The sequence below is a fragment of the Actinoplanes sp. NPDC020271 genome (genome assembly GCF_044388125.1).
In the GTDB taxonomy this organism is placed as follows: Bacteria; Actinomycetota; Actinomycetes; order Mycobacteriales; family Micromonosporaceae; genus Actinoplanes.
In genome coordinates, this window is record NZ_JBIRWQ010000026.1 from 1 (window position 1) to 19,097 (window position 19,097).

Sequence of the window (19,097 nt, forward strand, 5' to 3'; positions counted from 1 at the left end):
TGCGGTGATGAGAGATGATGCCATCGGCGGGTGAGGTCCTCGGAGCTTCGTGTGGCCTAGAGAACTTCATGATCACCGACGTGATCTCATCCGCCGTCTTCGGCTCCACAGAGGCCGATCACGATGCGAATCCCCAGTTCAGAGCCCTGCCGTCCGACAACGCAATGGCCCTGGGCGGGGTTTGGTGCCCTTCTGGTGGTGTGCCGGTCGTTGATGTGCTTGGCCGGTGACCAGCATGAGCCCCACGTCGTAACGGGTCACGGTGTGTCGGTTGCGGGAGCCCGGCGGGCGTCCCGGACCAGGCCGCGTGGGTTTTGGTGCACGAGCCGGCGACGCGCTGGTCGCGCGCAGGTTCCGAAACCCCGTCGCACCCGGGCCGGGGTGAGCCGCTCCGGCGCCGTCGGGCGTTCCCAGGGCCGCCGCAGGTCCTGGGCGAGCGGTCGAGCCAGGCGCAGCTGAGTATGCGCGGCCAGGACCAGCCACGTCCACCGGTCCGCCGCGGCCGGGTCGCGCAGCTTTGGGACAGTCCAGCCCAGCGTCTGCTTGATCATGCGGAAGGTGTGTTCGATATCGAAGCGGCGCAAGAACGCCTGCCGGCACCGGTCCACGTCTGCGGCGGTGGCGCCGACTTCGGACCACCACAGCCAGAGCGGCTTCGGCTCGCCGCGGCTGGGCAAGTGGTCGACGGTGAGCCGGATGACCGTGCCGGCGATGATCGGCAGCGCTTGGTCGTGGTCGACCCAGTCTGCTCGGCGGGTCAGCCGTGGGTGCAGCCGGTCCCATGCCTGCGCCTTCACCTGGCCGTAGAGCCGGGTGTCGGTGAGCGTGACCGCGTGCTCAGAATCCCAGGTGGCGGGGTCGCCGAAGACGAACTCCCCGCCGTGCTTTGCCGGCCGGCCGCCTTGCGGCTGGTGGACCCGTGGCGGGGTGGCACGGCGCAGCACCCGGTCGGAGCGCATCCGGCCGAGGATCTCCACCGGAAGGTCACGTAGCAGCCAGGCGACGCGCGGTGCTTCGTAGCCGGCGTCGAGCACGATGAGGATGTCGCGGTCGCCGGGCTTCCACTGCCCGGCGGCGGTCAGCCGGTCGACGAGTTGGCGGATCTGCGCGCAGGTGGTCGTGGTGACGTCCGCGCCGGGTAGCCGGCGGACGGCGTCGAGCAGGGCGGTCCACGAGGTGCGGCCGGTGTCCAGGGCGGCGATGAACGAGTGCGGCCAGCCTGGGATCATGCGGTGTTCGTCCTTGCCGCGCCCGTAGGTGTGGCAGAACGAGCGATCCGGACTGCAGTCGCCGTCCGGACGCAGCCACGGCGAGACATCCACCGCGAGAACCAGGCGGCCGTCCGCTGCTCGCGGCAACGGCAAGCTGACCAATTGCCGGCGCAGCGACTGGACTTCGATGCGGCCGTGGTTCAGCGCGTCGTACATGGCGCCGTGGCCCGTCGGTGCTCCGGCGTCAGCGACAACCCGACCAGCGTCTTGACCGGCCCGTCGCTGCACAGCAGGGCGTCGGTCAGCTCGAACAAGGCGTCCGCCCGCTGGGTCATGGACTGGTATAGCTGCTCGCGGAACTCCGCCAACGCATCGATCGCTTCTGCTCGGTCAGTCATGACCGCCACAACGATCATCGATAGACGTCGGGCATGGCTTCGCGGGCCTCAGCATGCCGAAGGGTCACCTACCCAGGCACCGGATGACGCTATGTCACAACCAGACGGATCGGAGGCAGGGCCTTTCGAGTGCACGGATCTGCCGATGTGAGGGCGCCGGTACGTCCGTTTCCCCTATCACCGGCCCATACCTATATTCCTTCTGTGGATCATTCGGATGGCTTCGCCGCAGAGACACGTCAGACCCTGGAGGAATACGGCTGGCACAGCGGCCGTCAGGTGGATACGACGCAATGGGAGTCGGAGCTCGTCGCGGACGGATTTCCTTCTCTGCATCCGGCGGCCCGCGTGTTCCTTGAAAGGTTCGGAGGCCTCTGGTTTCTCGACGGTGGCTCCGGAGTGACCCGTGCACGCGAGCCGTTCGAACTTGTACCTACCGCGTGTGAGGGTGAAGCCGACAGGTTCATCGAGTGGAGCGCTCACCTCGGCCGCAGTATCGCTCCGATCGGAGAACTCGGTGCCGGGACGTGTTCCTGGAGTTGGCTGGGCATTGATGAACGGCAGGAGATCTACCTCGTCTCCGATTGGCTGGGGACATTCGGACGAATGCCCCGAGCGATGGACGGCCTGATTCTCGGGTACATGCCGCGAGAACTCGACTGAGTGTGTGCGCCTTCATCACTGCGCGTTAGAGCGCCCTCATCTGCCGCAGACAACGCGCGCTGGGTCGCTTCGCTCTCCGTGTCCAGCGCGGGCCCGGCACGCACCGTAGTCACCCTTGGTGACGCAGCGATTTCGTCCGAACGGCGTCGGGGTGGAGCGAGAGGTTAAAGCACAAGGTGAGAGCTTGTCCTTGACCTTCAGGATCGGGTTTAGGTGGTCGTACGCTCGCGGCATGACCGGTGACGAGCGGCGTGCTCCGGGTTGGTTGTCGCTGGTGCCGCAACCGGCCCAGGCGGGTGCGTTGACCACGAACGTCCACCCGCGGCCTGCGGCAATTGACTGTGCGAGCGGCGGCAATGGCGCAGACGTGAGAGCCCGCAGCAATCAGGCTCTGACGGGCGACCGTGGTCAGGCGGGGAATCGGTAGAGCACGAACCGGACGGAGCCGTCGCCGACCGCAATGAGCGGGCTGCCATCCGTCTGCTCACGGAGATACTCCGCGACGCTGGTCGTCAGCGGCGGGACGGAGCGCGGCCGGGCGACTGGCTTGTCGCGGCCTGGGTAGTGCGGGGGGTCGAGCTGTTCGCCGAAGCGGACCGCCTCGGCGAACACGACGACCGCAAGCAGGCCGCGCTTGCCGAGTTCTTCCGAGGGCGCCGGGGCGAGGGTCAGCCGGACCACGGCGTCGCCGTCATCCATGCCCCACGGCAGGGTCAGCTCCAACTGCTGCGGGAAGCCCATGCTGATGTTGCGCCGGGCATCGCGTTCGAGGGAGCCCTGCGCGTACTGGAACATCAGTTTGAGATGGTCCAATGAGGCGACGTGCCATACGGGATCGATCATGCCTGGAAGGCTAGTGCGTTGACCTGGCGGGTGGCGGTGCCCTTTTGTCGCCGGCCGGTCGATCGGGCGGCAAGTCCGTGCACTGGATCAAGCTGAGCTGAGGTCCTCTCCACGGTGCGGCGTTCTGATTGGCGTCACCGTGACGGCCATACGAACGGCAGAGCCAGAGCTCAGCCGACCGAACTTCCCGCTCGCTGCGGAAACAGGGAGCGAGACAGCCACTAAGACAGGCGGCTGATTTTCGCTGCCACCGGGAACTCATCAGCGCCCCTCCGATCCAGGGCAACGCACTCACATCGGCAATTCCGGACGAGTTTCTTCGAGGGTCACGGCAATCCGTGTCGGTGTCAGCGGGGCCGCGGCGGGGGCCCTCGCGGTGGACGTGCCGCCGTGGCCACGCCTGGACGCACGTCGCAGCGTTCGTCCGGCCACATTCACGGCCGCGGCAAGGACGAACATCGAGGTCAGTGCGGCCCGAAGGGCAGACGACGCTTGTGCGCGGTCAGGTGGAAGCGCGCGGTGATCGCCTCGGCGACCTCCGGCCCGACCGGCCGCCCTTCGAGGAAGTTGTCGATGTCCTCATAGGTGAAGCCGAGCACGTCCTCGTCCGCCACGCCGGGCCGCAACGTCTCCAGGTCGGCGGTCGGAACCTTGCGGACCAGCGAATCGGGGGCCCCGAGCGCGGCTGCGAGCGCCCGGACTCGACGTTTGGTCAACCCCTCCAGCGGTACGACGTCGGCCGCCCCGTCACCGTGCTTGGTGAAGAACCCGGTGACCGCCTCGGCCGCGTGATCCGTGCCGACGACCAGCCCGCGGGTGGCGGAGGCGATCGCATACTGCGCGATCATGCGTTCCCGGGCTTTGACGTTGCCGTGGATGAAATCCTGCTCGGAGTGGTCCTTCGGGGTGAGCCCGCCGGCCAGCAGCGCCTGCAGGGCGGCGTCGGCGGCCGGGCGCACGTCGACGGTCAGCACCCGGTCGGCCCGGATGAACTCCAGGGCGGTCTGCGCGTCGGATTCGTCGGCCTGCATCCCGTAGGGCAAGCGCATGGCGATGAACTCGGCCTGGTGCCCGGCCGCCCGTGAGCGCTCGGCGGCGAGCTGGCAGAGCCGGCCGGCGGTCGACGAGTCGACCCCGCCGCTGATGCCGAGGACCAGCGCGCGGGTGCCGCTGCCGGCCAGCGCCGAGGCGAGGAACGCGACGCGCCGCTCGATCTCCGTGCCGGCGTCGAATTCCGTGGTGACGCCCAGTTCGCGGGCGATGGCCTCACTCATCAGCACTCCCGTTCGTCCGATCCGGCCCCACGTTATCGCGACGGTGTGACACGCGGGCCCGGTCCGCCTCGACACGGCCCGGCGCGCCGGTCACGGCTGATGGTGCGGTCCGACGCCGGCATCGCACCCGGTGCCGCCGGTCGGCGCGCCCTCTTCTCGCGGGAACAACGGCGGGAACGGCCGCGAGAGTGATGGTGCGGACGGCGCTGAGGACGGCGGCAGCGGCAGCGCGTTCGGCAGCGGCGGGCCGGCGATGTCGGGACCTGCCGGCGGGCCGCCGCGTCGAGGGTCATCCGCGCGATGACCACGGTGGACGTTTCAGTGATCTCCCGTAGACCGTCGGGCGTAGGCGCGCGCCGCCCGCGCCCGGTCCCCGCACCGCACCGAGCACCACTGCCGCCGCCCGCCGCGCAGCAGGAACCGCCGGCACGGCCGCGAGTCGCAGGCCGCCAGCCGGCCCGCGTCCGCCCCGGTCAGCAGGTCGGCCGCGTCGGCCGCGAGCACCCCGAGCGCGTGATCCACCACCTGGTCGGTCGGGTGCGGGACCGTCCGGTGCCACCCGCCGGCCTGATCCCAGTGCAGCTCGGCTGTGGTCGGCACCCGGGTCAGTGCGGCATTCACCGCCGCCAGGGCCTCGGCCGGCGGGGGTTCCGGCCGGACGGCGGCGGTGAACAGGTCCCGCAGGGCCGACCGCAGCGCCCGCAGCCGCCTCGCGCAGATCTCGTGCAGCACCGCGTCGGCCGGCACCAGCCCGCGCTCGGCCAGCCATGCGGTCGCCGCGGCGGGGGAGTCGAGCAGGTCGGTCACCACGCCGCCGGGCGCGAAAAGAAGGCTGTTGGCCAGGTCGAGGCCGGGATGCACATCTGCCCCGGGCGCCGCGTCGATCACGGGTCTCACGGTATCGCTTGCCTTTATCCGTGACAAACCGCTAGCTTCACGGATGACACCACTGCTATCCGTGAGGTTTCCATGATCACTGTTCAGGCGTTCGGCGGTCCGACGGCGCTCTTCGAGTACGGCGGCCTGCGCTTGCTCACCGACCCGACGTTCGACGAGCCGCGGAGCTACGTCTCCCCGAGCGGCACGACGCTGACCAGACTCGCCCCGCCGAAGGCCGGCCCGGAGACACTCGGCCGGGTCGACGTCGTCCTGCTCTCGCACGATCAACACGCCGACAACCTCGACGACTCCGGCCGCGCGCTGCTCGCCGAGGTGCCGCTCACGCTCACCACGGTCAGTGGCGCCGGACGCCTCGGCGGAACCGCGCGCGGCCTCACCCCGTGGGAATCCTTTTCGGTCAGCGACGTGACGATCACCGGCGTTCCGGCGCGGCACGGCCCCGAGGGTTGCGAGCCGATCACCGGCGACGTCACCGGTTTCGTCCTGACCGGTGCGGGCCTGCCGACCGTCTACGTCAGCGGCGACAATGCGTCGCTCGACGTCGTCGGGGAGATTGCCGGGCGTTTCGGCCCGGTCGACACCGCCGTTCTCTTCGCCGGTGCCGTGCGCACCGGCCTTTTCGACGGCGCGCTGCTCACTCTCGACAGCGAGCAGGCCGCCGAAGCGGCCCGCATCCTGGGAGCGAAACAGATCGTCCTCGTCCACTTCGACAGCTGGGCGCATTTCACCGAGGGCCACGATCCGCTGGTCACCGCGTTCACGAAGGCCGGTCTCATCGACCGCGTCCAACTGGGCTGAGCCGCTTTCCGGCGATCGACCGGAGCGCGTCCGTCGCCCGGTCGACGTCCTCGGCCGGGTTGTAGACGGCGAGACTCAACCGGCAACTCGCCGGCGGATCGAGCCCGGGCGCGCGATGCGCCAGCGTCGCGCGATGGCACCCGGCCCGTGACTCCACGCCGCGCGCGTCCAGTTCCTCCGCCACCTCGACCGGATTCCGCCCGCGCGGATCGAACGCGAGCAGAGGCGCCCGATCCGCGGGCGGCAAAGGGCCTTGAAGATCAAGACCCTCGATTTCCCGTACGCCGTCGAGCGCCCGCCCCGTCAGCTCGCGCGTGATCCTTGACCTTCCAGGCGCCGTTGAGCAGGGGCAGCAGCACGTAGCGGTGAGGGTTGGCGGCGGTCGCACGCCGCAGCGCGTCGATCGCCTTGCCGGACTCCTCGGGCGTGGTCAGGCCGTGCGCGAACGCCACCGGCAGCAGGCTGCGGTAGACGCTCTCCAGGATCGGCAGGCCCGCCGCGGACGGGACGAGCCGGCCGGCGACGTCGGTGCCGTCCGGCGCGCCGATCCCCGCCTCGGCCATCAGGTACGGCAGGCGGCTGCCGGCCCGCACGTCACACCCGGCCGCCCCGAACGCCGCGAGGACCAGCCCGGTCATCTCCTCGCTGACGTCGAGCTGCGGATTCACCCCGACCGGGCGCATGTCGTAGTCCTGCACCAGCAGCCGCCCGCCCGGCGCGACCGCGTCCCACAGCCGGCGTAGCACCTGCGCCGGCCGCGGCGTGTGGAACAGCAGCAGGCGGGCGTGGACCAGGTCGTACGGGCCGCCCGGCACCGGCTCGTCGGCGGTCAGATCGTGGATGATCACCCGGCCGGGCGCGAGCCGGCTGATCCCCGGGTCCAGGTCGATGCCGGTCACCTGGCCCGACGGCCCGACCCGGTCCGCCATCAACCGCATCGTCTCGCCCGGCCCGCACCCCGCGTCCAGGCAGCGTTCGCCGGCGGTGAGCCCGAGCCGATCCAGCAGCCGGGCGGTGTCCGCCGCCCAGAGCCGCGCCTGCGCGCGCACCCGCTCGATCTCCGCGTCGGTCTGTCCCAAGGCGTAATCCGTCGTCTCCATGCACCCAGGCTCGGCCCGGCGACGACATGTTGAATCGTGGATCCGACCACGAGGTTTTGCGCACGCCCACGACGACGTACGGTCGTCGCCATGCCGCGGCTGTTGTTGCAGCGCGATGCGGAGCTGGCGATGCTCGTCCACCGGCTCGGCCAGGTGCGCTCCGGAACCGGTGCGGTGATCGTGGTCGAAGGCCCGGCCGGCATCGGCAAGTCCAGTCTGCTCGCCGCCGCCGGCACCGACGCGGCCGCCGCCGGCCTGCGTGTGTTCTCGGCGTGGGGCGGCCCGCTCGAACGCGACGCCGGCTGGGGCATCGCCCGGCAACTGTTCGCGCCGCTGCGTCAGAGCACCGAGTGGGACACCCTGGCGGTCGGCGCGGCCGCCCCGGCCCGGCGCGCGCTCGACGACGAGGGCGCCACGCACGCCCCGACCGGCGACGCCATGCACGCCGCCGCGCACGGGCTGACCTGGCTGACCTGCGGGCTCGCGGCCCGTGCGGCGACACTGCTGCTGGTCGACGACGTACATTGGGCGGACGCGCCGTCGCTGCGCTGGCTCGGCCAGCTCACCCGGCGGATGACGGGGCTGCCGCTCGGCATCCTGTGCGCGGTCCGCTCCGGCGAGCCGGCGGCCGAGCCGGACCTGCTCGCCGAGCTGCTCGCCGCGGCCGGCGCACCGGTGCGACCGGCCCCACTGGGACCGGAGGCGGTCCGGGCGATCGTGCTGGACCGCCTCCCTGCGGCCGGTCCGGTGTTCACCAAGGCGTGCCACGCCGCCACGGCCGGCAACCCGTTCCTGCTCGGCGCGCTGCTCGACCACCTCGCCGCCGAGCGCGTCGTACCGTCCGACGAGGTCGCCGCCGGGCTCAGCGACTTCGGCCCCGACCAGGTCGCCCGCGCGGTCGACCGCCAGCTCACCCGCCTGCCGCCCGGCACCGCCGACCTCGCCCGCGCCTTCGCCGTGCTGGGTCGCGGCGCGCCGCTGCGACAGGCCCGCGATCTGGCCGGTCTCGATCATTCCGGTGCGTTGCGGCTCGCCGACCGGTTGCGCTCCGCCGGGCTCCTGGAGAACACGATCGAGGGGTACGCGCTGGTGCACCCCCTGGTCGCGGCGGCGCTCTACAACGGTCTGCCGGCGGGGGAGCGCGCACTGTGGCACGGACGCGCCGCCCGCCTGCTCGTCGCCGAGCGGGCCGGGCCGGAAGCGGTTGCGCTACACCTCCTACGGACCGAACCCGCAGGTGAGCCGGCCACCGTCGACGCCCTGAGCACCGCCGCGGACCGTGCCTGGCGCCGCGGGGCGCCGCAGAACGCCGCCACGTTCCTGCGCCGGGCGCTGGCCGAGGGGCCGGTCACGGCGTACGCCGAAGCGGATCTTCTCTGTCGTCTCGGACTGGTCACCGCCGAGCAGGTCAAGCCGGAGTCCTACCCGTTACTGGCCCAAGCCGTCGAGTGCGCGACCGATCCTGATCAGCGGGCAGAGATCGCGCTGGCGGGGGCTCGGGCGCTCGGGATGGCCGGCTTCCACGACCAGGCCCGCCAACTCTGCCACCGCATCCTCGACACCGACCCGGCCCTCTCGGACACGGTCCCTGCGGGTGACGCTTCGTCTGCCGGGGCGGCTGCCCCGGCGGTGCTCGACCAGATCGAGGCCGAACTGGTCTGCTCCGGCTGGCTCGATGCCGCGACCGAGGCCGACGCGCGCCGCCGAACCGTCCGGCACGCCTGCCCGGGCTCGTCGCCGATGTGGGGTGTCCATCACGGTCACCTGTCGATCGCCGCGGCGCGCCCGGCCGGGGAGACGTCCGCGATCCTGCACGCCGTCCTCGCCGCGGAGATCGACTCCCTGCTCGCCACCGTCCTCAAGTTCGCCCTGGTGGCGGCGGAGGAACTGGACATCGCCCGGGCGCTGTGCGACGGCCTGATCGAACAGGTCCGCCCGCGCGGCTGGATGACCGCCCTGGCCCACGGCAGCTTCATCCGCGCGCACGCGCTGGTGCCGGCCGGGCGGGTCCGCGACGCCGTCCCCGACGCCCGGTTCGCCTTCGAGTTCAAACTCGCCAACCCGCCCGCACCGGGCCTGGTCTGGACCCTGTTCCCGCTGGTCGAAGCCCTCACCGAAGCCGACGACCTATCCGGCGCGGACGCCGCCCTGACCGCCGCCGAGTCCCGGGGCTGGGGCAGCACGAACCCCACCGTGCCGTCGAGGGCAGGTGGCCCGGCCCTGGCGGTCCTCGCACCAGGAAAGTTACGGACGGCAATGCTCCTGGAACGCCGCGCCCGCCTCCGCCTGGCCCAGCACCGCCCCGCCGAAGCTCACGCCGACCTGGTCGCGGCCGGCGAGACCTGGCAGGCCCTTCGCAACCGGCACCCGGGGATCGCCGCCTGGCGCGTCGACGACTGCCTGGCCCTGGCCACCCTCGGTGACCTGTCGGCCGCCCGTCGCCTGGCCGAGGAGCACCTGGAACTGGCCGCGCAGGTCGGCCTGCCCGGCCCCCGCGCCGCCGGCCTGCGCGCCCTGGCCCGCACGGTCACCCCGGCCGAGGCCGTACCCCTGCTGACCCAGGCCGCCCACCTGCTCACTTCATCCCCGATGCGCCTGGAGCACGCCCGAGTCCTCACCGACCTGGGCGCCGCCCTGCGCCGGGCCAACCAGCGCGCCGCCGCCCGCGAACCCTTGACCCGGGCCCTGGACCTGGCCGACCGGGGTGGCATGCGCCTGATCGCCCGCCGCGCCCGCCAGGAACTCCTCGCCGCCGGTGGCCGCCCGCGCCGGACGGTCGTCTCCGGCCCGGGCGCCCTCACCCCGGCCGAGCACCGGGTCGCCGTGCTGGCCGCTCTCGGCCACAGCAACAAACAGATCGCCGACCGGCTCTACGTCACCCGCCGCACGGTCGAGACCCACCTGACCCACATCTTCCAGAAGCTCTCCCTCACAAGCCGAGCCCAGCTGGCCACATCCCTCCCCGACCGCTGACGACCACTCGCTGCAGTCCCGCCGGCGGCCGGGACCTCGCGCCGCGCTACCAGCCGGACCACGGCCCGTGTCATGCACTCGCGCCCTGTCCGCGAGGCCGGTAGGCGGCGGCCTCGCGGACCTCCGCGGACGGACTCACCAGCTGTGCAGGGTTCCGTCGGTGAGGCGGTTGACCGGGAGGGACGCCGGCCGGTACGGATACCGCGCCGCCAACTCCTCGTCGATGTCCACGCCCAGCCCGGGTGTCTCGGACGGGTGGAGGTAGCCACCCTCGAAGTGGTACCCGTGGGGAAAGACCGCGTCGGTCTCCGGTGCGTGCGGCATGTACTCCTGCAGGCCGAAGTTCGGGATGGCGATGTCCACGTGCAGCGCCGCGGCCAGGCAGATCGGGGACAGGTCGGTGGCGCCGTGCGAGCCGCTGCGGACGTGGTAGAGCGCCGCCAGGTCGAAGATGCGCCGCAGGTGGGTGATGCCGCCGGCGTGCACGACCGTGGTGCGGATGTAGTCGATGAGCTGGCCGGTGATGAGCTGCTGGCAGTCCCAGACGGTGTTGAACACCTCGCCGACCGCCAGTGGCGTGGTCGTGTGCTGGCGGATCAGCCGGAAGCCGTCCTGCAGTTCGGCCGGGACCGGGTCTTCGAGCCAGGTCAGCGCGTACGGCTCCAGGCTGTGGCCGAGGCGGGCGGCTTCGATCGGGGTGAGCCGGTGGTGGACGTCGTGCAGCAGTTTCAGGGTGGGCCCGAATTCGGCGCGGACGTCGGCGAGGACTCGCGGCACCGCGTCCAGGTACAGCGCGGTGTCCCAGACCGATTCGGGCGGCACCGCCGCTGAGGCCGGCTCGTAGGTCTCGCCCGCTTTCCCGACGCCGTAGACCGACGGCAGGCCGGGCACGGCCGTCTGTACCCGCACGGCCCGATACCCCTGGGCGACGAATCGGGAGATGTCCGAGAGCAGCGCCTCGGCGGTGTCCCCAAAAGCGTGACCATAAACGGTCACACCGTCCCGCGAGCGCCCGCCGAGCAACTGATAGACCGGTAGCCCGGCGATTTTCCCTTTGATGTCCCACAGAGCGGTGTCCACGGCAGCGACAGCCGTCATCGTCACCGGTCCCCGCCGCCAGTAGGCCCCTTTGTAGAGATACTGCCAGGTGTCCTCGATCCGGGCCGGGTCCCGCCCGATCAACGCCGGAATCACATGTTCCTGGAGGTAGGCGGCCACCGCCAGCTCACGCCCGTTGAGCGTCGCGTCGCCCACCCCGGACACGCCGTCGCTGGTCACGATCTTGAGGGTGACGAAATTGCGGCCCGGGCAGGTCACGATCACCCGGGCCTCGACGATTCTCACTCCGGGTCCTCTTTCACCCGCGCGACGAGTTGAGTCGGATTCACGAAACGCAGCGCCACCACGAGCAGGATCAGCATCATCACGCAGTAGATGACGGCCATCGCGTCGACCGACTGCTGTGCCCGGATGCCGGCCGCCGACATCGAGTAGAACAGCGCCACGACCAGGGTCTGCGAATCCGGGCCGGCGGTCAGGAACGTCAGCTCGAACATGCCGACGGTGCGGACCACGACGAGAATCGAGGCGGCAAGAATTCCCGGTACGAGCAGCGGCGCCAGAATCGACGTGAACACGTGCCGGGTCCGGGCGCCGCACATCCGCGCGGCCCGTTCGACGGACGGGTCGATCTGTTCGATGAACGGGGTCATCGTCAGGATCACGAACGGCACCGACGGCACGAGATTGGCGAGCACGACACCGGAGAGGTGACCGGCGAGACCGTATTTGTAGAGGACCGTGGCGAGTGGAATGCCGTACGTGATGGGTGGCATGAGAATCGGCAGGAGGAAGAGCAGGTACAGCAGGCGGCTCCCCGGGAATCGGCGCCGGGCGAGCGCGTAGGCCGCGGGCACGCCCACCAGCACGGAGATCCCGGCCACGAGCAGGCAGACGACGAGCGTGACGGTCAGTACCGGCAGCAGCGTGAAGTCCTTCCACGCCTGGCCGTACCAGTCCGGGGTGTACGCCTCCGGCAGCCACGTGTCGAACCACCGCACCCCGAACGAGTTGACCACCACCGACCCGATGACGCCGGCCAGCCCGACGAAGAAGACGGCGACGAGTCCCCACACGATCCACGCGCCGGGGGTGGCCACGATGCGGCGTCTCATCCTTTGCCTCCCGCCGTCGAACCGGTGTAGAACAGGCTCCGCAGTCCGAGCACGATGCTGATGACGACCAGTTCGACCGCGCCCATGACGATCGCGGTGGCGGAGGCGGCGGCATAGTCGTAATGGACGTAGGCGGCCTCGTAAGCGGCGATGCTGATGACCCTCGTGCTGCCGGACGGGTCGCCGACCAGGATCGCGGACGGGAAGACGCTGAACGCGAGCACGAACGTCAGGCAGAACGTGGTCGCCAATCCGGGCGCGAGCAGCGGCAGGGTGATCCGGAAGAAGCGTTGTGCCCACCCCGCGCCCAGGGTTGCCGCGGCGCGTTCCAGGCTCGGATCAATTCCGGACAGGTACGAGAGCACCAGCAGGAACGCGAACGGGAACCCGGTGATCACGAGCGAGAAGATGACGCCCCAGTAGTTGTGGGTGAGCGTGATCGGCTGATCGACCACGTGCAGTGACAAGAGCGTCCGGTTGAACCACCCGGTCGGGCCGAGGAAGTTCAGCAACCCCTCCGCGGTGAGCACCGTCCCGAGCGTGATCGGCACGACCAGCACCGTCGTGAGCAGGCGTTTCCCGCGGAATCGACCGCGCATCCGGTACGCGATAGGCACCGCCGCGAGCACGTTGAACAGGGCTGCCGGCAGCGCGATGGCCAGGGTCGTGGTGATGGTGTCCCGTTGGTAGGCGTCGCTGAAGAAGGCCCGGTACGCGGCGAGCGCCCCGCCCTGCGCCGGCTGCAACGAGACCGCGATGCCGTAGCAGAACGGGTAGATGAAGAGCGCCACGACGAACACCGTGGCCGGGACCAGGAGCAGCAGTTGCGGGTCGATGCCGCGCTCGGCGAGGCGGTGCCGGACGGCGAGTGTCGAGGTCGTCATACCGGGAACACCAGCAGCCGGTCGGGCGGAAAGGAGACGTGCACCTTGTCGCCCGGCGCGAGCCGTTCCGACGTGCGCAGATGCAGCTGCCGGCCGTCGGCGGTGCGGGTCTCGGCGGCGATCTCACGACCGTGGTACTCGGCGACCTCGACGGTCACCTCGACTCCGGAGGCGCCGAGAACGATGTCTTCGGGACGAATCGCCACCACGACGGGATCGCCCTCGGCGACCGTCCCGACCGGGGTGCCGGGCACCTCGACATTGTTGAACTTCGCCGAACCTCCGGCGAAGACTCCGGGCAGCAGATTGCGGAACCCGAGGAAATCGGCGACGTGCCGGTTCGCCGGCCGATTGTGGACCTCCTCGGGGGTGCCGATCTGCTGCACCCGCCCGGCCCGCAGAACCACGAGACGATCCGCCATGGACAGCGCCTCTTCCTGGTCGTGCGTCACATAGACGGTGGTCAGCCCAAGGTTCTGATGCAGCCGGCGGATCTCGGTGCGCATTTCCAGGCGCAGTTTCGCGTCGAGGTTGCTCAGCGGCTCGTCCATCAGCACCAGCGACGGTTCGACGACGACGGCCCGGGCGATGGCGACGCGTTGCTGTTGCCCGCCGGAGAGTTGCCCGGGCAGTTTCCCGGCGTGTTCCTCGAGGTGCACGAGCCGGATCGCCTCATCGGTGCGGCGCTTGATCTCGGCCCGCGCCACCCCGCGCATCTTCAGACCGAAAGACACATTCTTGTGTACGGACATGTGCGGGAAGAGCGCGTAGTTCTGGAACACCATCCCGAATCCCCGGCGTTCCGGCGGTAACGTGTCCAACCGGGTCCCGTCCCGCCAGATGCTGCCGTCACTGAGTGGCAGCAGCCCCGCCAAGCAGTTCAGCGCGGTGGATTTGCCGCAGCCGGAGGGCCCGAGCAGCGCGATGAACTCCCCGCGCCGGATCTCCAGGTCGAGCCCGGCCAGGGCGTCCGTTCCGGCGAACCGGCGGGTCACCCCGTCCAGGCGCAGCGTCTCGAACGTGGTCATTTCTTCACCTTGGAGCCGCCGATTTCGCGGTCCCACCGGTCGAACGCCTTGACCAGCGCGGACGCCTCGAGCGGCACCTCGATCGGGTTGTTCGCGATGAGCTGCAGGTATGCGGGCCGCCCGTAGTCCCGGATCGCCTGCTGGCTCTCGGCCGGCGCCATCTCGATGCTCACGCCGTCGACCGCCGGACCGGGGAAGAAGTACCCCTTGTCGTACGCCTTGGCCTGCTGTTCCGGGGTGAGCATCCAGGCGAGCAGGTTGAGCACGGCGGACTGCTTGTCGGTCGGCACGCCTTTCGGGACGACGGCGTAATGCGCGTCGGCGACCCAGTGGAATCCGTTGAGCGTGCCGATCTCCGCTTCTTTCGGCACGGTCCCGAGGACGCGCGGATTGATGTCCCAGCCGGTGGTGGACGCGATGATTTTCGCCGATCCGTTGGCCAGGTTCTTCATCGTCTCGCTGGTCGACGACGGGTAGAGCGTGATGGACTCGCCGAGTTGTCTCAAGTAGTCCCAGGTCTTCGCCCATCCGTTGACCGGGTCCTTCGGGTCGGAGTCACCGAGCAGATAGGGCAGGCCCATCAGGAAGGTCCGGCCCGGCCCGGAGTTGGACGGGCGGGCGTACTGCACGGCGCCCGGGTTCGCTTTCGCGTACGCAAGAAGGTCTTCGGCGTTTCTCGGCGGATCGGGCACCTTGGCCGGCAGGTATTCGATCAGCGGCCCGGAGGGGTAATAGGTCACGGTCACGCCGGCATTCCCGGCCAGCTTCTGCATCGCCGCCGCGCCCGCGAGGTAATTGTTCATGCCGGAGAGGCGACTCGCGTACGCGGGCAGCAGTTCCACCCACAACTGCTGGTCGATGCCGGCGGCGAGCCCGTCCACCCCGGTCAGCACGAGGTCGATGTCCACCCGGTTCGCCGCCTGCTGGGCTTTGATCTTGCCGACGAGTTCGGGGGCGGTCGCCTTGGTGTAGGTGACCTTCTCGACGATCCCGCCGTTCTTGGCCACGAAGTCGTCGATCATCGGCTGGGTGAGCTGCAGGTTCCCGGCTACGTCGAGCACGTTGAGGGTGACCGCCTTGGCCGGCTTGTCCGGGACCGGGCCGCCGGCGCCGGTGGCCGGGTTGTTGTTCTCCGGCGGGCTGCAGGCGGCGACGGTGACCGCGGCGGCGGTGAGGGTGAGGAATTGGCGGCGGCTGGGCGACATGGTGGATCCCTTCTATACAGGAGCGGGGCCCGTCGAACCACGCACGATGAGCTGGGTGGGCAGCACCCGGCGGGCGGTGCCGGTGGAGTCGCGGTCGGCCATCAGCTCGAGCAGCAGGTCCACCCCGACCCGGCCGATCTGCTCCTTGGCGATCGCGACCGTGGTCAGCGGCGGGCCGACCAGCGCGGCGACCAGGATGTCGTCGAAACCGACGACGCTGATGTGCTCCGGGACGGCGACGCCCCGGGCGTGGAACCGCTGGATCAGGCCGAGCGCGGTCAGGTCGTTGTAGGCGAGGACCGCGGTGGCGTGGGTGGCGAGGACGAGGTCGGCGGCGGCCGCTCCGCCGTCGACGGTGGGCGCGACGTTCCCGGCCTCGACCAGGGTCATCCCGCGGGCGGCGGTCGCGGCGCGCAGGCCCCGCAGCCGGTCGCGGTTGGACCACGAGGTCCGGGGGCCGGCGACGTACGCCAATGATCGATGTCCTAAGGCGTGCAGGTGGGCGACCGCTTGGCGCATCCCGTCGGCGCTGTCCGCGGTGACCGACGGGAACGGCCTGACCCTGCGGTTGAGCACCACGATCGGTTTTTCATAGGCGTTCGATCGCAGGTCCTCGTCGGGCGCCCGCGGTGAGCAGAGCAGGAACCCGTCGACCTGCTTGGCCAGGGCCCGGATGGCCGGCACCTCGACCGCCGGGTCCTCGTCGGTGTCGCTGAGGAAAACCGCGTAGTCGAATTCGCGCGCCCGCGTCTGAATCGACTTGACCACCGATGGGAAGAACGGGTTGGCCAGATCCGGCAGGACCACGCCGATGTTCAGGGTGCGCCCGGTGATCAGGCTGCGGGCGACCCGGTTGGGGTGATAGCCGAGCTCACCGGCGGCGCGCTCGACGCGCTCGCGGGTCTCCGGCCGGACACGCGCGGGATCGGCGAGCGCCCGGCACACCGAGGACTGCGACACCCCGGCGAGCCGCGCGACGTCCTTGATGGTCACCGCCATGGCCGGCCCCTTGATCATTCGAAGTCGATCGATCAATGGAGCCAGTCTGGAATCGTTTCCAGAACATTGTCAAGAAGTTGCTGTCTTCGATCAAAACCCTTCCCGCGTACGTCGTCAGGAGCGCCCTTTCGTGCCGCCGCCCCGGCCGGAGCCCTCAGCCCAGCGTCTGCTCGAAGCCGTCGAGCAGCCAGTTCAACCCCTCGTCGAAGTCGGCGATCCACTCCTCGACAGTGCCCCGGAGCAGGGCGGATCGGCCGGCCGCGGCCAGGTTGATCAGGTCCCCGCCGGCTGTCAGCTCCGCGAAGTACTTCTCCATGGAGGCCTGCCACTCCGCCTCGGTGAGGCCGTCGCGCTGCCGGGCGGCCAGCTCCTGCCCGTTCAAGGTCACATAGCCCCAGAGGTACGTGTCGACGGTGCGCAACAGCTTGATCGAACGCTCGGCGCCCAGCCCCAGCCCGGCGATCGCCTGATGCGACTGCTCGGCGTGCCGCGCCGCGTTCGGTCCGATCGGCGCCCGCGTCCCGAAGACGGTCATCACCCACAAGTGCCGGCGCCCGACCGCGATCTGCCGGTGCAGCAGCGCCCGCAGCGCCGCCCGCCAGTCACCCGTGGGCAGCTCGGGGACCAGCATCTCGCCGAGCACGTGGTCGATCATCAGGTCGACCAGGTCGTCCTTGCGCTCGAAAAACGTGTACAGGCTCATCGGGCGGGCGGAGAGCTCGGTGGCCAGCCGGCGCACCGAGACCGCCTCGAGGCCCTCGCGGTCGGCGAGCGCGACCGCGGCGGCGACGACCGTCTCGCGGGTCAGCTTCTCGGGCCTGGGGGCGGCCGGGCGCGTCCACAGCGGACCACGGGTCTCTGCCATCCCGCGATTCTAGCGGTGTACGAATCAGCGATACGGTGTACCGTCTGCGATACACCGTATCGCTGTCCCGTACGACGTAACGAGAGGCCGGATCCTGTGGCAGAGAAAATCCCTCGGAGCCTGCTCGCCCTGATCGGCGCGACCCTGCTCGGCGTGTTCCTGGTCCAGATGGACTCGACGATGGTCAACATCGCGCTGGAGAGCCTGCGGCGCGACTTCGGCGCGGACCTCGGCACCGTCCAGTGGGTCAGCACGTCCTACCTGCTCACGATGGCCGCGATGATCCCCGTCGCCGGCTGGGCGATCGACCGCCTCGGCAGCCGCGCCGCCTGGCTCGGCGCCCTCGCGGTGTTCACCCTGGGCTCCCTGCTGTGCGGGCTGGCCTGGTCCGCGGAAAGCCTGATCGCGATGCGCGTCGTCCAGGGCGTCGGCGGCGGCATGCTGCTCCCGCTGTTCCAGACGATCATCGCCCGGCAGGCCCGCGGCCAGGAGCTCGGCCGCGTGATGGCGATGATCGGCGTGCCCATGCTGCTCGGCCCGGTCCTGGGCCCCGTCCTCGGCGGCGTGATCGTCGACGGCCCCGGCTGGCGCTGGATCTTCCTGGTCAACCTGCCGATCTGCGCCGCGGCGGTCTGGGCCGCGGCCCGCGTCCTGCCCCGCGAACACCCGTCACGGCCGGCACCCCTGGACGTGACCGGTCTCGCGCTGCTCTCACCCGCCCTGGTCGCCGTCGTGTGGAGCCTGTCCCGGATCGGCGACGACGGCGGCCTCGGCCCGGCCACCCTGGTCACCGCCGTCGGTGGCGTGATCCTGCTGGCCGGCTTCGTCCGGCACGCGCTCCGGGCCGCCGAGCCCATCGTCGACCTGCGCCTGTTCGCCGGCCGCGACTTCACCGCCGCGTCGATCATGATGTTCCTCGCGATGGCGGCACTCGTCGGGAACATCCTGCTGATCCCGCTCTACTACCAGCGGGTCCACGGCTTCACCCCGTTGCACGCCGGCCTCCTGCTGGCCCCCAACGGCCTCGGCTCGGCCGTGTCCCTGACCCTCGCCGGACGCCTGATGTCCCGCGTCGGTCCCCGCGCCGTGGCGCTGACCGGATCGTTGGTGCTGCTCGGCGTCGCCCTGGCGTTCACCCAGCTCACGACCGGCACCAGCCAGTGGCTGCTGCTGTCGGTGCTCACGTTGAACGGGGTCGGCTTCGGCGCGGTCCTGGTGCCCGCGCAGTCCGGCGTCTACGGCGGACAACCCCGCGCCGCGGTCCCGCACGCCACCACCGCGGCGCGCGTCTTCCAGCAGGTGGGCGCGTCCGTCGGAGTGACCGTCGTGATCCTCGCACTGCGCCACTCGGCGGCCGGCGCCCACACACCCGACACGCTGGCCACCGCCTTCGGTCACGCCTTCCGGTGGACCGCCACCGCCGCCGCCCTCATCACCCTCCCCGCCCTCTACCTGCGCCGCCCCGCCGGAACCGCAGCGGCCGCCCCCGAACCCGAACTCGCCCCGCCCGCATCCCGTTGACGCCACCCGCGCCCCCTTCTGACGTTTCGGAAGGGGCGGCCTCGTCGAACACGCGCAGATGTCGTCGTGTTCCGCCTGGCATTCATGGTCCCCAACAGCGCCGGGAACTGTGAACGCCATGCGGGCGCGCGGCGCACGCTGTGGCCCGACCACCAGCGCACCCCCGGCCCCGGGCTTCGGCTTTGCGCTCACCGTACGACCCCGCCGGTTTCTGGGGCATCACGCCAGCGCTGGGCGGACGAGCAGCGCGCGCTCCGGCTC

At 70.6% G+C, this 19,097-nt stretch carries 16 protein-coding genes and 1 pseudogene; 4 read left to right on the top strand and 13 right to left on the bottom strand.

Translation table 11 applies throughout. The features are described from left to right. Positions 1–138: 138 nt before the first annotated feature. A pseudogene (locus ACH442_RS38035) lies at positions 139–1,627 on the bottom strand (NF041680 family putative transposase). 186 nt (positions 1,628–1,813) lie between these two features. Here ACH442_RS38035 and ACH442_RS38040 point away from each other — a divergent pair. Further along, entirely contained in the window at positions 1,814–2,272 is a 459-nt protein-coding gene (locus ACH442_RS38040) for an SUKH-3 domain-containing protein (protein ID WP_396342959.1), read from the top strand. Between the two features lie 408 nt (positions 2,273–2,680). On the opposite strand, the gene ACH442_RS38045 is transcribed toward ACH442_RS38040, so the two are convergent. The 3 genes from ACH442_RS38045 to ACH442_RS38055 form a co-directional block, all read right to left on the bottom strand. Beyond that, a complete protein-coding gene (locus ACH442_RS38045; RefSeq protein ID WP_396342960.1) occupies positions 2,681–3,115 on the bottom strand; it encodes a hypothetical protein in 435 nt (144 codons plus the stop codon). A gap of 464 nt (positions 3,116–3,579) precedes the next feature. Beyond that, entirely contained in the window at positions 3,580–4,389 is an 810-nt protein-coding gene (gene nadE / locus ACH442_RS38050; protein ID WP_396342961.1) for an ammonia-dependent NAD(+) synthetase, read from the bottom strand. Positions 4,390–4,707: 318 nt separating this feature from the next. Then, positions 4,708–5,313 carry an ABATE domain-containing protein gene (locus ACH442_RS38055; protein ID WP_396342962.1) on the bottom strand — a complete coding sequence of 202 codons (606 nt, stop codon included), beginning with the start codon at positions 5,311–5,313 and terminating at the stop codon, positions 4,708–4,710. Between the two features lie 45 nt (positions 5,314–5,358). Here ACH442_RS38055 and ACH442_RS38060 point away from each other — a divergent pair, with 45 nt between their 5' ends. Continuing rightward, entirely contained in the window at positions 5,359–6,087 is a 729-nt protein-coding gene (locus ACH442_RS38060; protein ID WP_396342963.1) for an MBL fold metallo-hydrolase, read from the top strand. Here ACH442_RS38060 and ACH442_RS38065 read toward each other — a convergent pair. After that, the gene (locus ACH442_RS38065) at positions 6,062–6,406 is read right to left on the bottom strand and encodes an aminotransferase class V-fold PLP-dependent enzyme (protein WP_396343081.1); all 345 of its coding nucleotides are present in this window, start codon (positions 6,404–6,406) and stop codon (positions 6,062–6,064) included. The two genes, ACH442_RS38060 and ACH442_RS38065, sit on opposite strands and share 26 nt — an antisense overlap. Next, a complete protein-coding gene (locus ACH442_RS38070) occupies positions 6,348–7,187 on the bottom strand; it encodes a class I SAM-dependent methyltransferase (protein WP_396342964.1) in 840 nt (279 codons plus the stop codon). Before ACH442_RS38070 ends, ACH442_RS38065 begins: the two co-directional genes overlap by 59 nt. 90 nt (positions 7,188–7,277) lie before the next feature. Between ACH442_RS38070 and ACH442_RS38075 the strand changes: the two genes are divergently transcribed. Next, entirely contained in the window at positions 7,278–10,160 is a 2,883-nt protein-coding gene (locus ACH442_RS38075) for an AAA family ATPase (protein ID WP_396342965.1), read from the top strand. Between the two features lie 135 nt (positions 10,161–10,295). Here the strand turns inward: ACH442_RS38075 and manD are convergent, their stop codons facing one another. From manD to ACH442_RS38110, 7 genes are all read right to left on the bottom strand, one after another. Then, positions 10,296–11,504: a D-mannonate dehydratase ManD gene (manD, locus tag ACH442_RS38080; protein ID WP_396342966.1), complete on the bottom strand. Its 1,209-nt coding sequence runs from the start codon at positions 11,502–11,504 to the stop codon at positions 10,296–10,298. Beyond that, positions 11,501–12,334: an ABC transporter permease gene (locus ACH442_RS38085; protein WP_396342967.1), complete on the bottom strand. Its 834-nt coding sequence runs from the start codon at positions 12,332–12,334 to the stop codon at positions 11,501–11,503. Before ACH442_RS38085 ends, manD begins: the two co-directional genes overlap by 4 nt. Next, positions 12,331–13,218, bottom strand: coding sequence for an ABC transporter permease (locus ACH442_RS38090; RefSeq protein ID WP_396342968.1), 888 nt, complete (start codon positions 13,216–13,218; stop codon positions 12,331–12,333). Before ACH442_RS38090 ends, ACH442_RS38085 begins: the two co-directional genes overlap by 4 nt. Further along, a complete protein-coding gene (locus ACH442_RS38095; RefSeq protein WP_396342969.1) occupies positions 13,215–14,246 on the bottom strand; it encodes an ABC transporter ATP-binding protein in 1,032 nt (343 codons plus the stop codon). Before ACH442_RS38095 ends, ACH442_RS38090 begins: the two co-directional genes overlap by 4 nt. Beyond that, positions 14,243–15,451 carry an ABC transporter substrate-binding protein gene (locus tag ACH442_RS38100; RefSeq protein WP_396342970.1) on the bottom strand — a complete coding sequence of 403 codons (1,209 nt, stop codon included), beginning with the start codon at positions 15,449–15,451 and terminating at the stop codon, positions 14,243–14,245. The genes ACH442_RS38095 and ACH442_RS38100 overlap by 4 nt, the downstream gene beginning before the upstream one ends. 12 nt (positions 15,452–15,463) lie before the next feature. Further along, positions 15,464–16,450: a LacI family DNA-binding transcriptional regulator gene (locus tag ACH442_RS38105; protein ID WP_396342971.1), complete on the bottom strand. Its 987-nt coding sequence runs from the start codon at positions 16,448–16,450 to the stop codon at positions 15,464–15,466. A gap of 154 nt (positions 16,451–16,604) precedes the next feature. Continuing rightward, positions 16,605–17,315 (bottom strand): TetR/AcrR family transcriptional regulator C-terminal domain-containing protein, encoded by a 711-nt coding sequence (locus ACH442_RS38110; RefSeq protein WP_396342972.1) that lies wholly within the window; start codon positions 17,313–17,315, stop codon positions 16,605–16,607. 96 nt (positions 17,316–17,411) lie between these two features. Between ACH442_RS38110 and ACH442_RS38115 the strand changes: the two genes are divergently transcribed. After that, complete coding sequence (locus ACH442_RS38115) at positions 17,412–18,836, top strand: MDR family MFS transporter (protein ID WP_396342973.1); 1,425 nt, start codon at positions 17,412–17,414, stop codon at positions 18,834–18,836. Positions 18,837–19,097: the final 261 nt, after the last annotated feature.

Excerpts from the sequence above, each read along its gene's own strand:
- ACH442_RS38075 (WP_396342965.1), top strand. The coding sequence starts at position 7,278 with ATGCCGCGGCTGTTGTTGCAGCGCGATGCGGAGCTGGCGATGCTCGTC.
- ACH442_RS38105 (WP_396342971.1), bottom strand. The coding sequence starts at position 16,450 with ATGGCGGTGACCATCAAGGACGTCGCGCGGCTCGCCGGGGTGTCGCAG.
- ACH442_RS38100 (WP_396342970.1), bottom strand. The coding sequence starts at position 15,451 with ATGTCGCCCAGCCGCCGCCAATTCCTCACCCTCACCGCCGCCGCGGTC.
- ACH442_RS38070 (WP_396342964.1), bottom strand. The coding sequence starts at position 7,187 with ATGGAGACGACGGATTACGCCTTGGGACAGACCGACGCGGAGATCGAG.
- ACH442_RS38060 (WP_396342963.1), top strand. The coding sequence starts at position 5,359 with ATGATCACTGTTCAGGCGTTCGGCGGTCCGACGGCGCTCTTCGAGTAC.
- ACH442_RS38090 (WP_396342968.1), bottom strand. The coding sequence starts at position 13,218 with ATGACGACCTCGACACTCGCCGTCCGGCACCGCCTCGCCGAGCGCGGC.
- ACH442_RS38085 (WP_396342967.1), bottom strand. The coding sequence starts at position 12,334 with ATGAGACGCCGCATCGTGGCCACCCCCGGCGCGTGGATCGTGTGGGGA.
- ACH442_RS38110 (WP_396342972.1), bottom strand. The coding sequence starts at position 17,315 with ATGGCAGAGACCCGTGGTCCGCTGTGGACGCGCCCGGCCGCCCCCAGG.
- ACH442_RS38045 (WP_396342960.1), bottom strand. The coding sequence starts at position 3,115 with ATGATCGATCCCGTATGGCACGTCGCCTCATTGGACCATCTCAAACTG.
- nadE (WP_396342961.1), bottom strand. The coding sequence starts at position 4,389 with ATGAGTGAGGCCATCGCCCGCGAACTGGGCGTCACCACGGAATTCGAC.
- ACH442_RS38095 (WP_396342969.1), bottom strand. The coding sequence starts at position 14,246 with ATGACCACGTTCGAGACGCTGCGCCTGGACGGGGTGACCCGCCGGTTC.